This window comes from Acetobacter sicerae, assembly GCF_011516765.1.
Classification (GTDB): domain Bacteria; phylum Pseudomonadota; class Alphaproteobacteria; order Acetobacterales; family Acetobacteraceae; genus Acetobacter; species Acetobacter sicerae.
On sequence record NZ_JAAABN010000020.1, the window covers coordinates 1 to 17,499 of the forward strand.

Annotated in this window: 18 protein-coding genes, 1 tRNA gene and 1 pseudogene; 9 read left to right on the forward strand and 11 right to left on the reverse strand. The window is 62.2% G+C overall.

What is annotated here, in order from left to right; all coding sequences use genetic code 11:
• The first annotated feature begins 33 nt into the window (after nt 1–33).
• Nucleotides 34–110 (forward strand) — tRNA-Met (locus tag GVI59_RS15385).
• Here GVI59_RS15385 and GVI59_RS15390 read toward each other — a convergent pair.
• On the reverse strand, nt 67–1,734 hold the full coding sequence (locus GVI59_RS15390; RefSeq protein WP_048846579.1) for a recombinase family protein: 1,668 nt from the start codon (nt 1,732–1,734) through the stop codon (nt 67–69). The genes GVI59_RS15385 and GVI59_RS15390 overlap by 44 nt on opposite strands.
• A gap of 12 nt (nt 1,735–1,746) precedes the next feature.
• Entirely contained in the window at nt 1,747–1,941 is a 195-nt protein-coding gene (locus GVI59_RS15395; protein WP_048846582.1) for a hypothetical protein, read from the reverse strand.
• Nucleotides 1,942–2,334: 393 nt separating this feature from the next.
• Between GVI59_RS15395 and GVI59_RS15400 the strand changes: the two genes are divergently transcribed.
• The gene (locus tag GVI59_RS15400; protein WP_048846583.1) at nt 2,335–4,392 is read left to right on the forward strand and encodes a ParB/RepB/Spo0J family partition protein; all 2,058 of its coding nucleotides are present in this window, start codon (nt 2,335–2,337) and stop codon (nt 4,390–4,392) included.
• Between the two features lie 93 nt (nt 4,393–4,485).
• Here GVI59_RS15400 and GVI59_RS15405 read toward each other — a convergent pair.
• The 7 genes and pseudogenes from GVI59_RS15405 to GVI59_RS15435 all read right to left on the reverse strand — a co-directional run bounded on the left by GVI59_RS15405 (nt 4,486) and on the right by GVI59_RS15435 (nt 9,991).
• Nucleotides 4,486–5,211 (reverse strand): annotated as a pseudogene (locus GVI59_RS15405) (hypothetical protein).
• 127 nt (nt 5,212–5,338) lie between these two features.
• On the reverse strand, nt 5,339–6,418 hold the full coding sequence (locus tag GVI59_RS15410; protein WP_173575025.1) for an ArsO family NAD(P)H-dependent flavin-containing monooxygenase: 1,080 nt from the start codon (nt 6,416–6,418) through the stop codon (nt 5,339–5,341).
• A gap of 8 nt (nt 6,419–6,426) precedes the next feature.
• A complete protein-coding gene (gene arsH / locus GVI59_RS15415; protein WP_173575026.1) occupies nt 6,427–7,125 on the reverse strand; it encodes an arsenical resistance protein ArsH in 699 nt (232 codons plus the stop codon).
• A 25-nt stretch (nt 7,126–7,150) separates the two neighbouring features.
• Nucleotides 7,151–8,446 (reverse strand): arsenic transporter, encoded by a 1,296-nt coding sequence (locus GVI59_RS15420; RefSeq protein ID WP_277876415.1) that lies wholly within the window; start codon nt 8,444–8,446, stop codon nt 7,151–7,153.
• Nucleotides 8,446–8,868, reverse strand: a complete 423-nt coding sequence (gene arsC / locus GVI59_RS15425) for an arsenate reductase (glutaredoxin) (RefSeq protein ID WP_173575027.1) — start codon at nt 8,866–8,868, stop codon at nt 8,446–8,448. The genes GVI59_RS15420 and arsC overlap by 1 nt, the downstream gene beginning before the upstream one ends.
• Nucleotides 8,865–9,218: an ArsR/SmtB family transcription factor gene (locus GVI59_RS15430; RefSeq protein WP_173575028.1), complete on the reverse strand. Its 354-nt coding sequence runs from the start codon at nt 9,216–9,218 to the stop codon at nt 8,865–8,867. The genes arsC and GVI59_RS15430 overlap by 4 nt, the downstream gene beginning before the upstream one ends.
• 77 nt (nt 9,219–9,295) lie before the next feature.
• Nucleotides 9,296–9,991, reverse strand: coding sequence for a VIT1/CCC1 transporter family protein (locus GVI59_RS15435; protein ID WP_035379753.1), 696 nt, complete (start codon nt 9,989–9,991; stop codon nt 9,296–9,298).
• A 196-nt stretch (nt 9,992–10,187) separates the two neighbouring features.
• On the opposite strand from GVI59_RS15435, the gene GVI59_RS15440 reads away from it, so the two are divergent.
• The 6 genes from GVI59_RS15440 to GVI59_RS15465 all read left to right on the forward strand — a co-directional run bounded on the left by GVI59_RS15440 (nt 10,188) and on the right by GVI59_RS15465 (nt 16,463).
• Nucleotides 10,188–10,757, forward strand: a complete 570-nt coding sequence (locus tag GVI59_RS15440) for a cytochrome b (RefSeq protein ID WP_040511740.1) — start codon at nt 10,188–10,190, stop codon at nt 10,755–10,757.
• 164 nt (nt 10,758–10,921) lie between these two features.
• Entirely contained in the window at nt 10,922–12,142 is a 1,221-nt protein-coding gene (gene chrA, locus GVI59_RS15445) for a chromate efflux transporter (RefSeq protein WP_003618732.1), read from the forward strand.
• 312 nt (nt 12,143–12,454) lie between these two features.
• Nucleotides 12,455–13,657: a DUF932 domain-containing protein gene (locus tag GVI59_RS15450; RefSeq protein ID WP_173575029.1), complete on the forward strand. Its 1,203-nt coding sequence runs from the start codon at nt 12,455–12,457 to the stop codon at nt 13,655–13,657.
• Nucleotides 13,658–13,739: 82 nt separating this feature from the next.
• Nucleotides 13,740–14,180 (forward strand): hypothetical protein, encoded by a 441-nt coding sequence (locus GVI59_RS15455; protein WP_003618738.1) that lies wholly within the window; start codon nt 13,740–13,742, stop codon nt 14,178–14,180.
• Nucleotides 14,167–15,213, forward strand: coding sequence for a DUF7146 domain-containing protein (locus GVI59_RS15460; protein ID WP_003618742.1), 1,047 nt, complete (start codon nt 14,167–14,169; stop codon nt 15,211–15,213). Before GVI59_RS15455 ends, GVI59_RS15460 begins: the two co-directional genes overlap by 14 nt.
• Before the next feature lie 323 nt (nt 15,214–15,536).
• Nucleotides 15,537–16,463, forward strand: coding sequence for a DUF2493 domain-containing protein (locus GVI59_RS15465; RefSeq protein ID WP_048858928.1), 927 nt, complete (start codon nt 15,537–15,539; stop codon nt 16,461–16,463).
• A 9-nt stretch (nt 16,464–16,472) separates the two neighbouring features.
• Here the strand turns inward: GVI59_RS15465 and GVI59_RS15470 are convergent, their stop codons facing one another.
• Entirely contained in the window at nt 16,473–16,682 is a 210-nt protein-coding gene (locus GVI59_RS15470; protein WP_003618751.1) for a hypothetical protein, read from the reverse strand.
• A gap of 163 nt (nt 16,683–16,845) precedes the next feature.
• Here GVI59_RS15470 and GVI59_RS15475 point away from each other — a divergent pair, with 163 nt between their 5' ends.
• Complete coding sequence (locus GVI59_RS15475) at nt 16,846–17,286, forward strand: hypothetical protein (RefSeq protein ID WP_003618753.1); 441 nt, start codon at nt 16,846–16,848, stop codon at nt 17,284–17,286.
• A gap of 33 nt (nt 17,287–17,319) precedes the next feature.
• Here GVI59_RS15475 and GVI59_RS18865 read toward each other — a convergent pair whose 3' ends face one another.
• A complete protein-coding gene (locus GVI59_RS18865) occupies nt 17,320–17,478 on the reverse strand; it encodes a hypothetical protein (protein ID WP_206752373.1) in 159 nt (52 codons plus the stop codon).
• Nucleotides 17,479–17,499 lie beyond the last annotated feature (21 nt).

Below are 17,499 nucleotides of genomic sequence, written 5' to 3' on the forward strand. Positions count from 1 at the left end.
AATCCACATCAATCAACACATCACATAAACCACCGCGGGGTGGAGCAGCCCGGTAGCTCGTCAGGCTCATAACCTGAAGGTCATAGGTTCAAATCCTATCCCCGCAACCAACGATACTTGCGATACGAACGCATCGAGAACGCCACTGTCCGGATGGACCGTGGCGTTTTTCTTGTGCGCCGCGAACTGCAGGATCGCCGCTAGGTCGCCGCGCAGGATGATCGTCAGTTCGCCGTCGGTCGGCTGGAGCGTGATCTGCGAGACCAGTGTGCGCAGGCGCTCGGCAGCCTCGGTCTTCGTCTCTTCGGCCTGAAGGCTCTCATAAAGAGACGTGATCCGCTGCTGGTAGATCTCCGCCATGTTCGGATGGAGAAGGGGAGGCGGCTCCTCGGTATTGGCGACTTTCTGTTCCAGTTCCTCCTTGCGGGCTTCGAGCGTCGTCATTTTTTTCATGACCCGCTTGGATGCCTCAATGTCATCTGAGGCAAGGATAAGATTCAGAAGCTTATCCAGTTCTCTGTCGATGCGGGGAATTTCATTCCGCATTGCTGCGAGATCGGCACCCAGTTCCATGCGCAGTCGGTTCACCTCGCGGGTGAACTCGTTGCAGAACTCCTTGAACAGGTCCGGTTCCATCAGATGCGTGCGCAGCCCGCTCAGCACTGATGCTTCGAGGGCGTCGCGACGGATGTTGAGCCGATTGTCGCAGGTGCCCTTGTTGCGTGCTGTCGAGCAGCCGAGCAGATCTTTTGAGATCATGCTGTAACCACCACCACAGCAGCCGCAGCGGATCAGCCCGGCAAAGAGATGGCGGGGACGCCGTTGCGCGCTGAGGGCCTCGTTTCCCCGTGCCGGCTGGCTGAACGTCGTTTCGGCCTGGCGGGCCTTTACGGCATCCCACAGATCCTGTTCGACGATCCGTAATTCCGGCACCTCCTGGATCACCCATTCGGATTCAGGATTGAGGCGTGAGACGCGCTTGCCGCTATCCGGATCCTTCAGATAACGCAGCCGGTTCCAGACCAGGCGCCCGACATACATCTCGTTGTTGAGGATACCGGTGCCGCGTTCCCGATTGCCGTGAATGGTGGACGGTCCCCAATCACGTCCCTGCGGACCCGGAACGCCGTCCCGGTTCAATTCCATGGCGATCGTGCGGGACGACTTTCCCCGTGTGTAATCGGTGAAGATCCGTCTGACTGTGCGGGCCTCCTCCTCGTTGATGGTCCGGTCGCCCCGGATGCGCTCGCCTTTCGCATCGAACTGGCGCACGACATCATAGCCATAGGAATTGCCGCCGCCGGACTTGCCGTCCTCAATACGCCCGCGCAGCCCCCGCCGAACCTTCTCGGCCAGATCCTTGAGGAACAGGGCATTCATGGTGCCCTTGAGGCCGATATGCAGGTGGGTAACGTCGCCCTCGGAGAGGGTGATGATCCGCACGCCAGCGAACGTCATCCGTTTGAACAGGCCGGCGATATCTTCCTGGTCGCGCGACAGCCGGTCCATGGCTTCGGCCACGATGATCGTGAAGCGGCCGCGCGTAGCGTCCTGGATCAGTTCCTGAATACCTGGGCGGAGCAGGGAAGCACCGGAGATGGCACGGTCGGTGTAGCTGTCGATGATCGTCCAGCCCTGTTTCTCCGCATGAAGCCGGCAGAGGCGCAACTGATCCTCGATCGACGCATCGCGCTGGTTGTCGGATGAGTAGCGGGCGTAGAGCGCGACTTTCACAATCCCATCTCCTTAATCCTGGAGATCGCGTCGCCTCGCGGCCTCCACTTCAGCGTTGACGAAATCCCGTGCGGCCTGACGGGCCAGAAGCCGGACCAGACTGACCAGCCGAGGATCGGCTCCATTGCGTAATGGTGTCACGTTGGCCTCCGGGGCGTCGAGAACGAGCCGCACCTTGCCCGCTATCGTATCGCGTTGGCGTGCCATCTTCCCGTCCTTTCTGCATGGACCTGTGAGTGGTTCTGACAGCACTGTGGAGGTCGGACGGGATAGGCGTGAACAGAAAAATACGTGGAAACAGGGAGATGCGCCGTGCAGAGAGGGCTTGGGGATACGCGCGAACATTCGCGGCTATCATGGTCGGCACTATCACAAATCAGTGATTGAACGACTATAATGGTCGTATTTTATCGTGACGCGTGTCGACTCGCAGATCGACTGGAGCAGATGTAGCTTCCGTAAAGTCGTGTCCGTGCCATTCCGTGGATGCGGTTTGACCTCTCGTGGGGCCGGGAGAGAGGAAGAGGGACGTGGGGTTTTTCGTGACGGATTCAGGGGTGGGAGAGAGGCTTCCGCCCGTCCGTTACGGAGTGTCCTGCCATGGCGAGCGCCATCCAGAAAATCGCCCTCAATGCGTCCCGTGATATTCCTTTCAACAAGCTGGTGCTGTCGCAGTCCAATGTGCGGCGTGTGAAGTCCGGTCTGTCGATCGAGGAACTGGCCCGCGACATCGAACGCCGCGGCCTGCTGCAGAGCCTGAACGTCCGTCCCGTCCTGAATGGTGAGGGGGCGGAAACCGGTGCCTACGAGGTGCCTGCTGGAGGGCGCCGGTTCCGCGCCCTCGAACTGTTGGTGAAGCAGAAGAAACTGGCGAAAACCGCCCCGGTGCCTTGTGTCGTGCGTGAGGCAGGATCGGCCATTCTCGCCGAGGATGATTCCCTGGCCGAAAACGTCCAGCGCGTGGCCCTGCATCCGCTGGACCAGTTTCGGGCTTTCCGTGACATGCTGGAGAAGGGCATGTCCGAGGAAGAAATCGCGGCCGCGTTCTTCGTCGTGCCCACCGTGGTCAAACAGCGTCTGCGCCTGATGACCGTGTCCGACAAACTGCGCGAGATCTACGAGCAGGATGGCATGAAGCTCGACCAGCTCATGGCCTTTTCGATCAGCGATGACCACACCCGTCAGGAACAGGTCTGGGAGATTATTGCCCAGAGCCACAATCGCGAACCCTATCTGATCCGCCGCATGCTGACGGAGAAAACCGTGCGGGCGTCAGATCGCCGGGTGCGCTTTGTCGGGCTGGACGTCTATCTTGCCGCCGGCGGTCCCGTCATGCGTGACCTGTTCGAGGCAGACGACGGCGGCTGGCTGCAGGATCCGACCCTGCTCGATCAGTTGGTGATGGAAAAGCTGCAGGAGGCGGCCGAACAGGTCCGTGCCGAAGGCTGGAAATGGGTCGAGACGGCGCTATCCTTCCCCTGGGGGCACACACGGCACTTAGCGGAGATCGACGGTGTGCCAGTGGTGCTCTTGGAAGAAGAAGCCGCCCGCCTGACCGCGCTGCACAGCGAGCAGGAAACGATCGAGGCGGAATACGCGCAGGCCGATGAATTCCCCGAAGACGTTGATATCCGCCTGGGCGAGATCGAGCAGGCCATTGAGGCGCTGGAAGAACGCCCTGTGTCCTTCGATCCGGTGGACATGCAGCGAGCCGGCGTCTTTGTCAGTCTCGATACCGACGGCACGTTGCTGGTCGAACGGGGCTTCGTTCTGCCCGAGGATATGCCGGTGGAGCCCGAGGATGGTCACGATGAGTCCGAGGGATATGATGACACGGTCGTTCATCACGGCACGGGTGACGATGTCGAAGGAATTGGGATGGAAGATACCTTCGATACCGAGCCCGAAGAAGAAGACGGACTCAAGCCGCTTTCCGACCGCCTGCTGACCGAACTGACGGCCTGGCGCACGCTGGCCCTGCGCGATGCGTTTGCCGGCAATCCGCATATCGCGCTGACGGAACTGCTCCACACGCTGATGCGCGACCTGTACTGGCAGGTCTCGGGCGCGGACTGCCTGGAAGCCTATGTTCGGGAAATCTCCCTGCCGGTGCATTCCCCCGACATGCCGGGCAGCCTGCCGGCTCATGCGCTGCGCCAGCGCAACGAAGGTTGGAAGCACGATCTGCCGGAGGATGAGGACGCGTTGTGGCGCTGGATCGACGGACTGGATGACACCAGCCGTCTGGCCCTGCTGGCGCATTGCCTGTCTTTCGGGATCAACGCGTTGCATGAATCGTCCCATGGCCCGTCTCTGGCACGCAGCGTCAGGGAACGGCTGGCGCGAGCCGACCGCCTCGCCACTGCGCTTACGCTTGATCTGGTCGAAGCGGGCTGGCAGCCGACGGTGGAGAACTATCTGGGCCGCGTCACCAAGGCCCGTATTCTCGAAGCCGTGCGCGAGGCGCGGGGAAGTGAGGCAGCCGAGCGTATTGCACATCTGAAAAAGAACGACATGGCGCAGGCGGCCGAAAGGCTGCTTGAGGGCGCCGGCTGGCTGCCCGAGGCTCTGCGGACGGCGAACGTGCCGGAGCGAACTGAAAGGGAAGAAGGGGCGGCGCGTATGACCGATAGTCATGATGCGGTCGCAGCCGAGTGAGATCTGTCGATGAATATCATGGGCGGCTTCCGGTCTCCGGGAGCCGCCTTTTGTATTGGAGCGATATCGCGCCGGAGTGGAAGCCGGCAGTCGTTAGTGATGGGTCACCGGTTGCAGGTGACGGTCCGTTTCAAGGCTGAGGGCTACTGGCCATAAAGGCGTTTTGGTATAGAAATCCGGTCTGCTGAAGCCGGAGCCTGTTCGGTGCTCGTTGAGCAGTCCTGCCCAGCACAGCGGTCGCAGGACATGGACGTAAAGACTGGCGGTCAGCTTGAAATCCCGGCGACGGATATCATCTTCCTCGCCCCCGTAGAGAACCGAACACAGCCGCTCTTCGGTGACGGCAACCTGAGCTTCGATATTAATGACGTTGAGAAAGATGTCCCAGTTGCCGAGCAGTGGCTCTTCGCTTCGGGTGTATGGACTGTGGTCGATGACAAAGAGAAGATGAGTCGTCAACAGCATCCAGAGCCGGGCTGGCTCCGATTTGAGCTTTCTCGCCAGGTCGGTCAGCCGCAGGGTTCCCTTGAAATGCCTTGCGAGCTTCGCACTGAGCAGAACCTCATGCAGGATCACCAGCGGCGGGAAATCATGTTCATTGAGGACTTTATTGACGGCATAGAGGTCTTCAACCGTATAGCCGGGCCAGTCAAATGCCTCGGCGGCTCATGCGACAAAATAGCGTTTCAGCGCCTTGCTGGGCGTGAGGCCGATCGGGCCGTGTTCCTCGATATAGCCGATCGTCAGCAGCGCGGCCTTCAGTATGAGGGCATGCGACAGGGGGAGGTCGCCGTCGTTGGGTGAATGGAATGGCCGCATCGGGTAAACAATGAACCAGACTGGTGCGAGTTGCCAATCTGGATTTGTGACGTGGAGCTCATCTCAGCTCAGTCTCCGTCGTCGTAATGTCGGCTTACGCCTACATGTCGGTCGTAAAGAGAGTCGCTCAAGGTTTTGGTAAGCGGACATCCTGTGTCGGCGACGCAAGCCAGCCCGCCAGTTGCCGGACCATGGATCTCGCGACACGGCCCGCCCCCAGGAGGGTTGCGGATGCGGGACCGCACCAGGAGCCATACCCCAGCAGCCACAGGCGTGGCTCCCTGACAGCCTGCTGCCCGTTCACGTGGATCAGCCCGTCCGGCTCGATCACGTCGAGTGGTGCAAATGCAGAGAGCGCGGGACGGAAGCCTGTACACCAGATGATCGCGTCAATGGCTTCTTCCTGTCCGCCGGGCCAGACGACGCCCGTAGCCGTCATGCGCACGAACGGGCGCACCGCTTTGAGGACTCCCCGTTCCCGGGCGGCCCGTACGGGTGGCACCATGACGATATCGCCAAAGCCTCCTGTCGGCATGGCGCCGGCGTTGCCCAAAACACGTGCGGTCGCCCGTTCGAACAGAACCCGTCCGTCCACATCGTCGGGCAGGAATACCGGGTCATGCAGCGTCACCCACGTTGCGTTCGCGAGCAGTGACACTTCCGCCAGGATCTGCGCCCCGGAATTACCGCCACCGACCACGAGCACGCGCCGACCGGCAAAAGGTGCGGCGCTCTGATAGTGGCCGGAATGGATCTGCGTCCCGCCAAAGAATTCATGCCCCGCGACATCAGGAATGAACGGGGCCGACCATGTGCCGGTCGCACCGATGACGGCGCGGCTCAGAAAATCGCCCGCGTTTGTGCGGATATTCAGGAATTTCCCACCGGCCCGTTCCACGCGCCCGACCGTTACAGGACGGCGGATCGGCGGGGTGTAGCGCGCCTCGTACCGGCGCAGGTAGTCCAGCACCTCGTCACGGGTCGGATAGCTGCCATCCGGTGTGTCTGGCATCGGCCAGCCGGGCAGCGAACTGTAGGACGCCGGCGAGAACAGATGCAGGGAGTCCCAGCCATGCACCCACGCCCCTCCCGCCTGTGCGCCGTTGTCCAGAATGACATAGGTCAGCCCGGTCCGGCGCAGGAAATAAGAGGCGGCGAGTGCTGCCTGACCACCGCCCACGATCACGACATCGAACTGTTCCGCCATTTCCCGGCTCACAGCTTTTCAGGCAGGCGGTGTTCTGATCTGCGCTCGCTGTAGCGATCGACAAGGTAGTCGGCCCGGTCCCGCAGCAGCCAGGTGAACTTCATCAGTTCCTCCATGATATCCACCATCCGGTCATAAAGGGGAGACGGTTTCATCCGATCATCGTCACCGAACTGGGTATAGGCCATCGGCACGCTGGACTGATTGGGGATGGTGAACATCCGCATCCATCGGCCCAGCACCCGCAGGGCGTTGACGGAATTGAAGCTCTGCGAGCCGCCCGAAACCTGCATGACAGCCAGCGTGCGGCCCTGTGTGGGTCGGATCGAACCTTCCGTGAGGGGAAGCCAGTCGATCTGGTTCTTGAACACGGCGGTGATGGTGCCGTGGCGTTCGGGGCTGCACCAGACCTGGCCTTCCGACCAGATCGACAGTTCCCGTAACTCCTGCACCTTCGGGTGGGTGGTGGGCACGGAATCCGCAACCGGCAGGCCAGTCGGGTCGAACACCCGTGTCTCGGCCCCCAGTATCTTCAGGATGCGTTCGGCCTCCAGCACCAGCAGGCGGCTGAAGGACCGAGGACGCAGCGAGCCATACAGCAGCAGGATGCGTGGTGGGTGGTCAACCCGTGGTTGCGGTTCCAATCGTGTGAGATCGACCTGTTCGAGATACTCCGGGTGCAGGGCAGGCATTTCCGGCTTGGACATCGTTCCGTCAGATCCTTCGGTCTTGTCAGGGATGGCTGATCAGGGGCAGCCACAAGGCCAGTGCGGCAAGTGTCGCTAGCAGGACGGGTGGCGTGATCACCAGACCCACCGTCATGTATTGCCCCCAAGTGACCCGATGGTTTTTGGATGCCAGCACATGCAGCCACAGCAGTGTTGCGAGACTACCGATCGGCGTAAATTTCGGCCCGAGGTCACAGCCAATGACGTTGGCGTAAACCATCAGGTCGCGGGTCAGGGGCGTGATGTCATGGGCCTGCTGGATCGCCAGCGCGCCGACCAGAACGCTGGGCATGTTGTTCATAACCGACGACAGGACCGCCGCCAGAAAGCCGGTGCCAAGCGTGGCGATGAACGGACCCTGATGGCCAAGCCAGACCAGTGCGGTCGCAAGGTAGTCGGTCAGCCCGGCATTGCGCAGGCCATACACCACCAGATACATCCCCAGCGAGAAGATCACGATCTGCCACGGCGCGCCCCGGAGCACCCGGCGGATGGGAATGACCCTTCCATATCCAGCAACGGCCAGCAGGGTACTGGCAGCCAGGCAGGCCACGATACAAACCGGGATATGGAACGGGGCGGTCAGGAAATAAGCCGCCAGAACCAGGGCCAGCAGCGGAAAAGCCGCGCGGAACACAAGGTGGTCACGAATAGCCGTGACAGGTGCTGGCAGTTCAGAGACGGGATAGGTCTGGGGCACCTGCCGCCGGTAATAGAGCCACAGCACGGCAAGTGTCGCGCCAAGTGCTGCCAGATCGACCGGGACCATGATCGCGGCGTAGCGGTCGAAGGGAATGCCAAAGAAATTGGCGCTGACGATGTTCACCAGATTGGAAATCACCAGCGGCAGGCTGGTGGTATCCGCGACAAAGCCGGTCGCGATGATGAAGGCCAGCGCCGCGCCATGGTTCAGACGGAGTTGTGTGAGGATGGCAATGACGATGGGCGTGAGCAGCAGGGCCGCGCCGTCATTGGCGAAAACCGCGGCTATGGCCGCTCCCAGCAGCACGATCAGGGGAAACAACGTCCGGCCTCGCCCTTTGCCCCAGCGCACCACATGCAGGGCCGCCCAATGGAAGAACCCGGCCCCATCCAGAAGCAGCGAGATGATGATCAGCGCGACAAAGGTGAAGGTGGCGTCCCAGACGATGTGCCAGACGACAGGAATATCGTGCCAGTGGATGACATCGGTCGCCAGTGCCACGGCGGCACCGGCCATCGCACTCCAGCCGATGCCGAGACCCCGTGGCTGCCAGATGACGAAGACCAGCGTTGCAATGAAAATGGCAAGGGCCAGCATCAGACGATCCGTTTCCCGGCCTCATCCACGATCTTCTCGCCGTCCTCCTTGGCGAAAGCACCCTTCTGTGGCGTGGGTAGAATGTCCAGAACCACCTCGGAGGGACGGCAGAGTTTCACGCCAAGCGGTGTGACAACGATGGGCCGGTTGATCAGGATCGGGTGTGCGATCATGGCGTCGATCAGCGTATCATCGCTCAGGGCCGGGTTGTCGAGGCCGAGTTCGTGAAAGGGCGTGCCCTTTTCCCGCAGGATCGCGCGCACCGGAACCCCCATACGGGCGATCAGATCGACCAGTTCCGCGCGGCTGGGTGGCGTTTTCAGATATTCGATGATCCTGGGCTCCTCGCCGCTGTTGCGGATCAGTGCCAGCACGTTGCGCGACGTGCCGCAGGCCGGGTGGTGGTAGATCGTGATGGTCATGGACAGGATTCCGGGCTCGGGCAGCAGGAGGACAGGTTCGCGATCAGGGGCGCGCAGAGTTCGGGGCTGCCCGCACAGCAGTCCCTGACGAGGAAAAGCATCAGGTCGCGCAGGCGCGGAAGACAAGCACGATAGACGATCAGCCGGCTGTGGCGCTGCAAGGTCAGCAGGCCAGCCCGCGTCAGGGTAGCGAGATGGGCCGATATGGTGTTCTGCGGGACATCGAGGTGCCGCGCGACGTCCCCGGCGGGCAGCCCGTCCGGTTCGTGGCGCACCAGCAGGCGGAAGATCTCCAGCCGCGTGGACTGGGACAGGGCGTTGAGGGCCGAGAGTGCGGATTCTGTATCCATAAATCGACGATCACGGATATATGGGATGAAGTCAAGACCACCCAGGACATGCCTCGTTCAGAGCTTGGAACGCGGCGTCACACGCCGAACAGGCGGCCGATCCCGCCCGTGACGATCATTGCCACAATACCCCAGAACGTCACACGCAGTGCTGGGCGCAGAGGCGCTGCGCCGCCGGCAATCGCGCCAACGACCCCCAGAACAGCGAGAACCACGACGGACGTCAGGGACACGCCCCAGGACACCCACGCCACGGGCGTCAGAACCGCCGCCAGCACAGGCAGTAGTGCTCCGGATGAAAAGGCGGTTGCCGAGGCGAATGCCGCCTGTATGGGTCGTGCCGCCGTGGCTTCGGACAGACCCAGTTCATCCCTTGCATGGGCACCGAGCGCATCATGCTTCATGAGGGCAACGGCGACCTTGCGCGAGAGGTCTTTATCCAGCCCTCTCTTCTGATAAATCCCGGCCAGTTCGGTGACTTCGCCCTCCCAGTCCGTGACCAGTTCCTGTTTCTCGCGGGCGATGTCGGCGTGTTCGGAATCGGCCTGGGAACTGACCGAGACATACTCGCCCGCCGCCATGGACAGGGCGCCCGCGACAAGCGCGGACAGTCCCGCGACGAGAATGCTGCCGCGTGTCGCATGAGAACTGGCAACGCCGACGATGAGGCTGCCGGTCGACAGCGTTCCGTCATTGGCGCCGAGAACAGCCGCACGCAGCCATCCCAGTTTCTCGACGGCATGACGTTCGGCCAAAGGATGGAGACGCGACATAAGATGACCTGCTGCTTCTGGTGAATACAAATAAAGGTTAAGATGCATCATTTGCCGCGACAACAGATATTTCATTCTGATATTGCGAGTTATTTTCAATATTGTTTATGTTTTAGGAAAATCTGTTCTGTTCAGAATCCTGTCAGGTAAGCATGATACGGAAGTGGATTCAGGGTTCTTTTTTGCCGAGACGTATATGCCTTATTCAACGCCGGACATCACAGATAGCCTGCTGCGTTACGACAGGCCGACGATCATCCTTCACTGGATGACGGCCTTTCTGGTGCTGCTTCAGTTTGCTCTTGGCGAAACCTGGAACTGGCCAACAAAACCCGTCCATCATCTGATGGTGGTCGCGCATCTGACAGCCGGCATCCTGCTGACCGCAATTATGGTGTTCCGCATTGTCTGGCGTCTGACGAAAGGCCGGCATCTGTCGGACCTTCTCGTGCCTGTGGACCGGGTATTCGCCCTTGGAGCAGAGTACACGCTCTATGTGCTGCTTCTGGCGGAAATCTTGCTGGGCTATCTCTGGCGATGGGGTGCCGGGCAGACGATGAGTTTTTTCGGCCTCCTGATTCCATCCCCGTTCGCGCGGTTCCCGGCGGAAACCGTGACGTGGTTTCAGACGCTACATTACTGGAACGCCTGGTTGATTATGGGTCTTGCGACAGGCCATGGCGCGGCGGCGCTTTTTCATCAGTTCGTCCTGAAGGACAAAGTTCTCGGGCGCATGTTGCCGCAGTGTTTCTTGCTCCGTCAGTGAGGCGGTCAGTATCCTGTCTGATTGTATGACTGGGCACACCGTGATGCTGGGTCGCCAACAAGCCAGAAGTGATGATTTTTTTGTTGTCATCAGCAGCTCCACATGAATGCCGGTTCATGGGAATTGTCTCCTGTCGAACGGGAAAATAAGAAAGTATCGACCCAATGACGATCGTGCCGCGTGGCGTGGGACCAGAAAGACCGGGGTCGGCTCTTGAGGTGCTCCTCATCTTTCTCAGGCTGGGCGTCACCTGCTTCGGCGGGCCGATCGCGCATATCGGGTATTTCCGGGACGAATTCGTCGTCCGACGCCGGTGGCTCAATGAGCGCGCCTATGCCGATCTCGTCGGGCTGTGTCAGTTCCTGCCCGGTCCCGCGAGCAGCCAGGTGGGATTTTCCATTGGCCTGATGCGGGCCGGTTATGCAGGCGGTTTTGCGGCGTGGGCGGGGTTCACCCTGCCTTCGGCACTTATACTGGTCCTCTTCGCCTATGGCGCGAACGCGCTTGCCGGCCCGACTGGTGCAGGCCTTCTGCATGGACTGAAACTCGTCGCCGTCGCCATCGTCGCACAGGCCGTATGGGGCATGGCGCGCACGCTGTGTCCGGACCGGACGCGAGCTTCGATCGCGGTCACGGCCGCGCTCATCGTTCTGTTCGCCATCTCACCGCTTGCCCAGATCGCGGCCATCGTTCTCGGGGGCCTCGCCGGCTTGTGGCTTTGCCGCTCTGTGCAGACGTCAGATGGCGAGCATATTACAGTGCCCGTATCGCATCGTGCAGGGATCGTCGCACTGGCTCTCTTTCTGGCGTTGCTCTTCGGTCTGCCCGTTCTCGCCCGCCATGGCGCACCAGAGGGCGTTTCCCTGTTCGACGCCTTCTACCGGTCAGGCGCGCTCGTGTTCGGTGGCGGTCATGTCGTGCTGCCCTTGCTGCACGAGGCTTTCGTGACATCGGGCTGGGTCAGCGACGACACCTTTCTCGCCGGTTATGGCGCGGCACAGGCGGTTCCGGGGCCGCTTTTCACGTTCGCGGCCTATCTCGGCGCGGTCGTCGGGCAATCTCCCCACGGTGTTGCCGGTGCCGCTTTCGGTCTTTTCGGCATCTTTCTGCCGGGCATCCTGGTCCTGATCGGAGCTTTGCCCTTCTGGGACACCTTCCGCAGCCAGCGGGCCGTTCAGGCGACGATGCGCGGCGTCAACGCAGCGGTCGTGGGCCTGCTGGGGGCGGCGCTCTATACACCGGTCTGGACGAGCGCGGTCAGGTCGGCGGCGGATTTCGGGATCGTGCTGGTCGGTTTCGTCCTGCTGACCGTCTGGCGGGCGCCACCCCTGGTGGTAGTCGGTATCAGCGCGCTGGGAGGGGTCGTCATTGGGCAGGCAGCATAATGAAATGTTCAGTCAGCGACGTGCATCGACGCGTGATCGCCATACCGTTTTTCAACGCACACTTCAATAATGGCGCGTCGTTATAAGGGCCATGTTTCGGCCGTTTCCTGTGTAAGTCAGCCAGAAAACGGACAGGCAGTTTACCCCCCGTTGCCGTCGTGATTTCGGCGAGGCTGCGGCCTCGCCGTGTTGCGGAACGAGGGGCAGGGTGTCTCCGTGGTCGGATGGGATCCCGCGTGGGAAGTGGTGATCAGAGGAAGAGGGGGGCTTCGCCTTCTGTGCCGAATAACCGGCATCAGAGGAGAGTTTTCCATGACCACGACTACCATCCTGCCTCCTGCGTCCCGTGGTGCAGCGTCCGGCGGCTTCCGCGTTGATCCTTCGCGCGGGGAGCGTAGCGCCCGCGTATCATCCGAATGGTTTTCCCGTCCCGATGACGAGCGTTACCTGTCCCTGTCCGATCTGCACGCGGCCACACTTGCCCGTGCCGAGCGCGCCACGGCTCGCACGGTGGAAAGCCGCGGCATTCGCGTCGAGGCCTCGCGCGACAATGCCGAGCGCCTGACCCTGACCTTGCCGGGGCAGAATGAGCCGATCGCGCCCACGCACTGGTCGTTCGGCCAGATGTGCAGCCTGGTCGGCGCGCCATCGTCCTATCTGCGCAATCTTCCGGCTCCGCTGGCGGCGATCAACCTGCAGCACGGACTGCTGTCGCACCGCGCCGAACTGGTCAAAACGCTGGAAACCGAGGACAGCCGCGTCGAGCTACGGGCCGTGACCGGTCCCGATTACGGCCGCATCTGGGACCATGAACTGGTCGGCGCGGTGCGGAAAATTGCTGGTGACGGCACAGGTGATACCAACTGGAAGGTGCCCGGTGTGATCGACTGGGCCACCATGACCCATAACCCCTATGTGGACATTACGAAGGAAACCACGACGCTCTACGCATCGGATCGCGATGTGTTCCTGTTTCTCGTCGACGATACACACCCGATTGAGGCGGGACGCCTGCCCAATGGTGAGCCCGATCTCTATTTCCGGGGTTTCTATGCATGGAATTCAGAAGTCGGCAGCAAGAGCCTCGGCATTGCGTCCTTTTACCTGCGCGGAGTGTGTCAAAACCGCATGCTCTGGGGCGTGGAAAATTTCGAACAGATCACGATCCGGCATAGCAAGTTTGCAGCATCCCGTTTCGTGCATCAGGCGACACCAGCGCTACGGAATTTCGCCACGGCCAGCCCGGCCTCGTTCGTCTCCGGCATTCAGGCTTCGCGCAAGGCGCTGGTGGCCAGAACCGATGAGGACCGCGAAAGTTTCCTGCGTCGTCGCGGGTTCTCGAAGCCAGAGACGGCGAAGATCATCGAAACCGTGCTGCATGAGGAAGGGCGCAAGCCCGAGAGCGTGTTCGATTTCGTGCAGGGGATTACCGCACTGGCCCGCACCAGGGCCAATCAGGATACGCGGCTGGATCTGGAAGAGAAGGCCCGCAGGCTGATGGAACGGGCTTCCTGAAAGCCGACTGCACGCTTTTCCGCCAATACGTTTTTACGAGCCCGGCCACCGCGCCGGGCTTTTTCGTTTCGGGAGTTTTCCGATGGCTGATTTCTTCACGCATTTTTCCTGCGTTCTCGATGTGGGCACAGTGGACAATGCCGCAAAGGCGCTCGACCTCTACAATGAATTCATCGACGAACTGGCGGCGGAAGACCCGCCCTCTGACGGTTTTGTCCTGTCGATCGTGCCTGAATATGGTGGCACGAAACTCTGGATGCACGATGAGACAACCGGCGATCCGCATCAGGTGGTGGATTTCGTGCTACGCTGTGCGCGGGCATTCCGGCTGCGGGGGCGATGGGGGTTCCAGTGGGCCAATAGCTGTTCACGTCCCCGGATCGGCGCCTTCAGCGGAGGCGCGCATCTGCTTGACCTTGGCAGGCGCAAGACGATTTCATGGATGACCACCGATCGCTGGCTGGCGATCGCCCTGGACGGAGGCAATCCCGACACAGGAGGGCAGGGCGATGACCTTGCATGACGCGGGCGATCTGGCCCGCCGTCTGGCGGAGAACGCAGAGGCGGTGTGCCGTCGGTATCTGTCCGCTGGTCGTCGTCACGGCAATTACTGGCTGGTCGGTGACGTACGCAACACGCCCGGCCGGTCGCTGTTTGTCCGGCTGCACAACACCGCCAACGGCAGGGCGGGAAAATGGACGGACGCGCAGTCCGCTGAACATGGCGACCTGCTGGACGTGATCCGCGAAAGCCTCGGCCTGGTGGATTTCCGCGACGTGGCCGACGAGGCGCGCGCCTTTCTCAGCCTGCCGCGTCCCGATCCGGTACCGTCGTCACAGGACCGTCCGGCCCGTGAGCGTGGCTCTGCCAGTTCTTCTGAAGCCGCACATCGGCTCTGGGCCATGTCCGGGCCGATCGTGGGTACATCCGTAGAAGCGTATCTCCGTAGACGCGATATTACGCTTTTGCACGGAGCCGGCGCCCTGCGCTTCCATCCGCGCTGCTTTTACCGCCCGGACGAGGACAGTCCGACCGAGACCTGGCCCGCCATGATCGCCGCCGTCACCGATCTCGACGGCACTCTGACCGGTGTGCATCGCACCTGGCTGGCGGCGGAAGGGCGCGGCAAGGCGCCGGTCGATCATCCGCGTCGCGCCCTGGGCGGGCTGCTCGGCCATGCCGTGCGCTTTGGGGTGGCATCCGATGTGCTCGCCGCCGGGGAAGGCATCGAGACGGTGCTGTCGCTGCGGCAGGTTCTGCCCGATCTGCCATTGGCCGCATGCCTGTCCTCGGCGCATCTCGCCGCCCTGATCTTTCCGCCGCTGCTGCGCCGGCTCTACGTGCTGCGCGACGATGATCCGGCCGGGGATCAGGCGCTGGCGACGCTGCACGCCCGCGCGGATGACGCCGGGATCGAGGTGATCGGGCTGTCGCCACGGCTGGGCGATTTCAACGATGATCTCCGGGCGCTCGGACGCGGCGCACTGCGGGCGATCCTGCATCCGCAACTTGCGCCACCGGACGTGGCACGGTTTCTGGAGACTGCCGGCACATGAGCGGGCCGGAAAGAGGGGCGGGCGGTTTCCGTCTTCTATCGGCGGTCCTGTCGTGCCTCCCGTTCGGCAGGTTCGCGCCCCGGCCTTTCAAGTGGGGAGCGGGCGTCAGCCGGGCCGGGCCTTCAATGGCGTGAGCCAGCTATTTTCCGTCGCGCCCCTTTGGGGGCGCTTTACATCGCGAAGCAAAATAGCCGGCCCCCTGCCATCCTTCGCTGTGCTGCGGCCGCGCGCGAGCGCGCGGTTCCGGCCCGTCCCTGGTCTGCCGCTATCCGCCCCCGGAAAGGCCGCGAAGGGCGCGGCCGGAGACCTGGGAGGACCGCATCATGACCCGCACCGATGATTTTGAACCGCCGCACGCCGCTTCATCCACCGCCCATGTGCTGGCTGAACTTCAGATGTATGGCTACCGTCCCTTCGAGGACGAGCCTGATCCAAGGCCGCTGCCCGAAGCTCCGCGCATCGGGGGTGCTGTGGCCGACATCTTCGACGCCGTCGCCGCGACGCTGACTGACACACGGCTGGAACCGGACCTCGAAGCGCTGCTCTGGTCCACCGTGAACATCTTCCACCGCATGGTCGGCCAGGTCGAGCGTGAGCTTGACCGCAACGAGCAGGCGCAGAAACGCAGCCAGCAGGATCAGGATGGCAGCGAGATCCGCTCGGTGGAACTGGAGCGACTGATCGCCGAAGGGCTGACACTGATCGAACGCCGCAACGCCTACGAGATCTTCCGCGACGAGGCGCAGGAGCAGTTCGAGCGGCTGACCCTGAGCGCGTGGCGGCCGAAGACCGGCTCGCTGGTATCGCGGCGGACCATGACGGCCTCTATGATCGACAGCCGTGACTTTCTCAACGCCCGACGCCGCGCCGAGAGCGAATTGCTGGTCCCGCCCGGCCCCAAGGTCGTCGTGACCGGGGGGCTGGACTTCGACGACCATATCCTGATCTGGGACCGGCTGGACAAGGTCCGTGCCAAGCATCCCGACATGGTGCTGCTGCATGGTGGTTCGCCCAGGGGCGCGGAGTTCGTCGCGTCTCGCTGGGCTGATCACCGCGAGATCGTGCAGATCGCTTTCAAGCCGGACTGGACGAAGCATGCCAAGGCCGCGCCCTTCCGCCGCAACGACGCCATGCTCGATACCTTGCCGATTGGCGTCATCGTCTTTCCCGGAACCGGTATCCAGGAGAATTTGGCCGACAAGGCGAAGCGCCTCGGTATCCCGGTCCTGCGGTTCGGAGGCGGCGCGTGAGCGCCGTCTTCAGTCCGGATTACCCGTGACGGCGATCCGCGCGGAACGGGCATAGAAGGCCAGCTCGGTATCGCCGGGCGCCAGAAGGTCGAGCAGGCCCTTCATGTCCTGCATGTCCGAATAGGACTGAAACGGCCCTGGTTGCTGTTCAATGGCCAGCACTGCAATGGCGAGCGCCTTTTTGACCAGATGCAGTTCGCGTCCCGTGATGTCCGCCATGACGTTGTCTCCCTGAGCAGCCCCACGATGCACGTCCGCTTGGCGGACGTCAGTACGATTCTCGTTCCGTCGATACATCGTTTTCTCTATGATGCGGATTGCGCCGTGGTGGTGGTGGCAGGCGTGACCGTCAGATCATGTCATCTTTACGGGAGCCGCCACCATGGTGATCTTCGCACCGTTCCTGATCGTCGCCGGCATCGGATTTTTCTGCTGGCTCATGTTCACGCTCGCGGTCTTCGCCTTGCCGTTTGCTGGCGGGTTGTATGCCGGGCTCTGGGCGTTTCATACCGGTGCCGGAGTGATTGGCGCCCTGATCGTCGGCGTCGTGGCGGGGATAGCGACTTTCGTCGCCGGTCAGATCGCACTCGCCTGCGCGCCGTGGATCTGGCTGAGAGGGCTGATCGTCCTGCTCTATACCGTGCCCGCCATCATTGCCGGTTATAGCGCCACGCACGGTCTCGCCGAGATGATGATGCCGTCCGTCGTCTGGCAGCTCTTCTTTTCGGTCATCGGCGCCATTGCGGTCGGCATCACCGCGTTCGTCCGCTTTACCGGCATGGCCCCGCCCGAACCGGCCAACGGGAGCGTCGCGCGGGTCTGACCGCCTGCGCGGCAGCCGGCGGGCAGGCATGGATCAGGTACCTGCCTGTCTTTCCACGTCATCGAGAGGCGGGGAGCGATGGGCAGCGAAGCGCGGATGCGACGCGCTGTTCCAGATACGGTCCGCCTGTTGAAGCAAACGAACTGGCGCTCTGATTTCCCGCAGGCCGATCGCAACGGGGAAGCCGGGCATGTCCGGTGAGGCGCAGTCCCG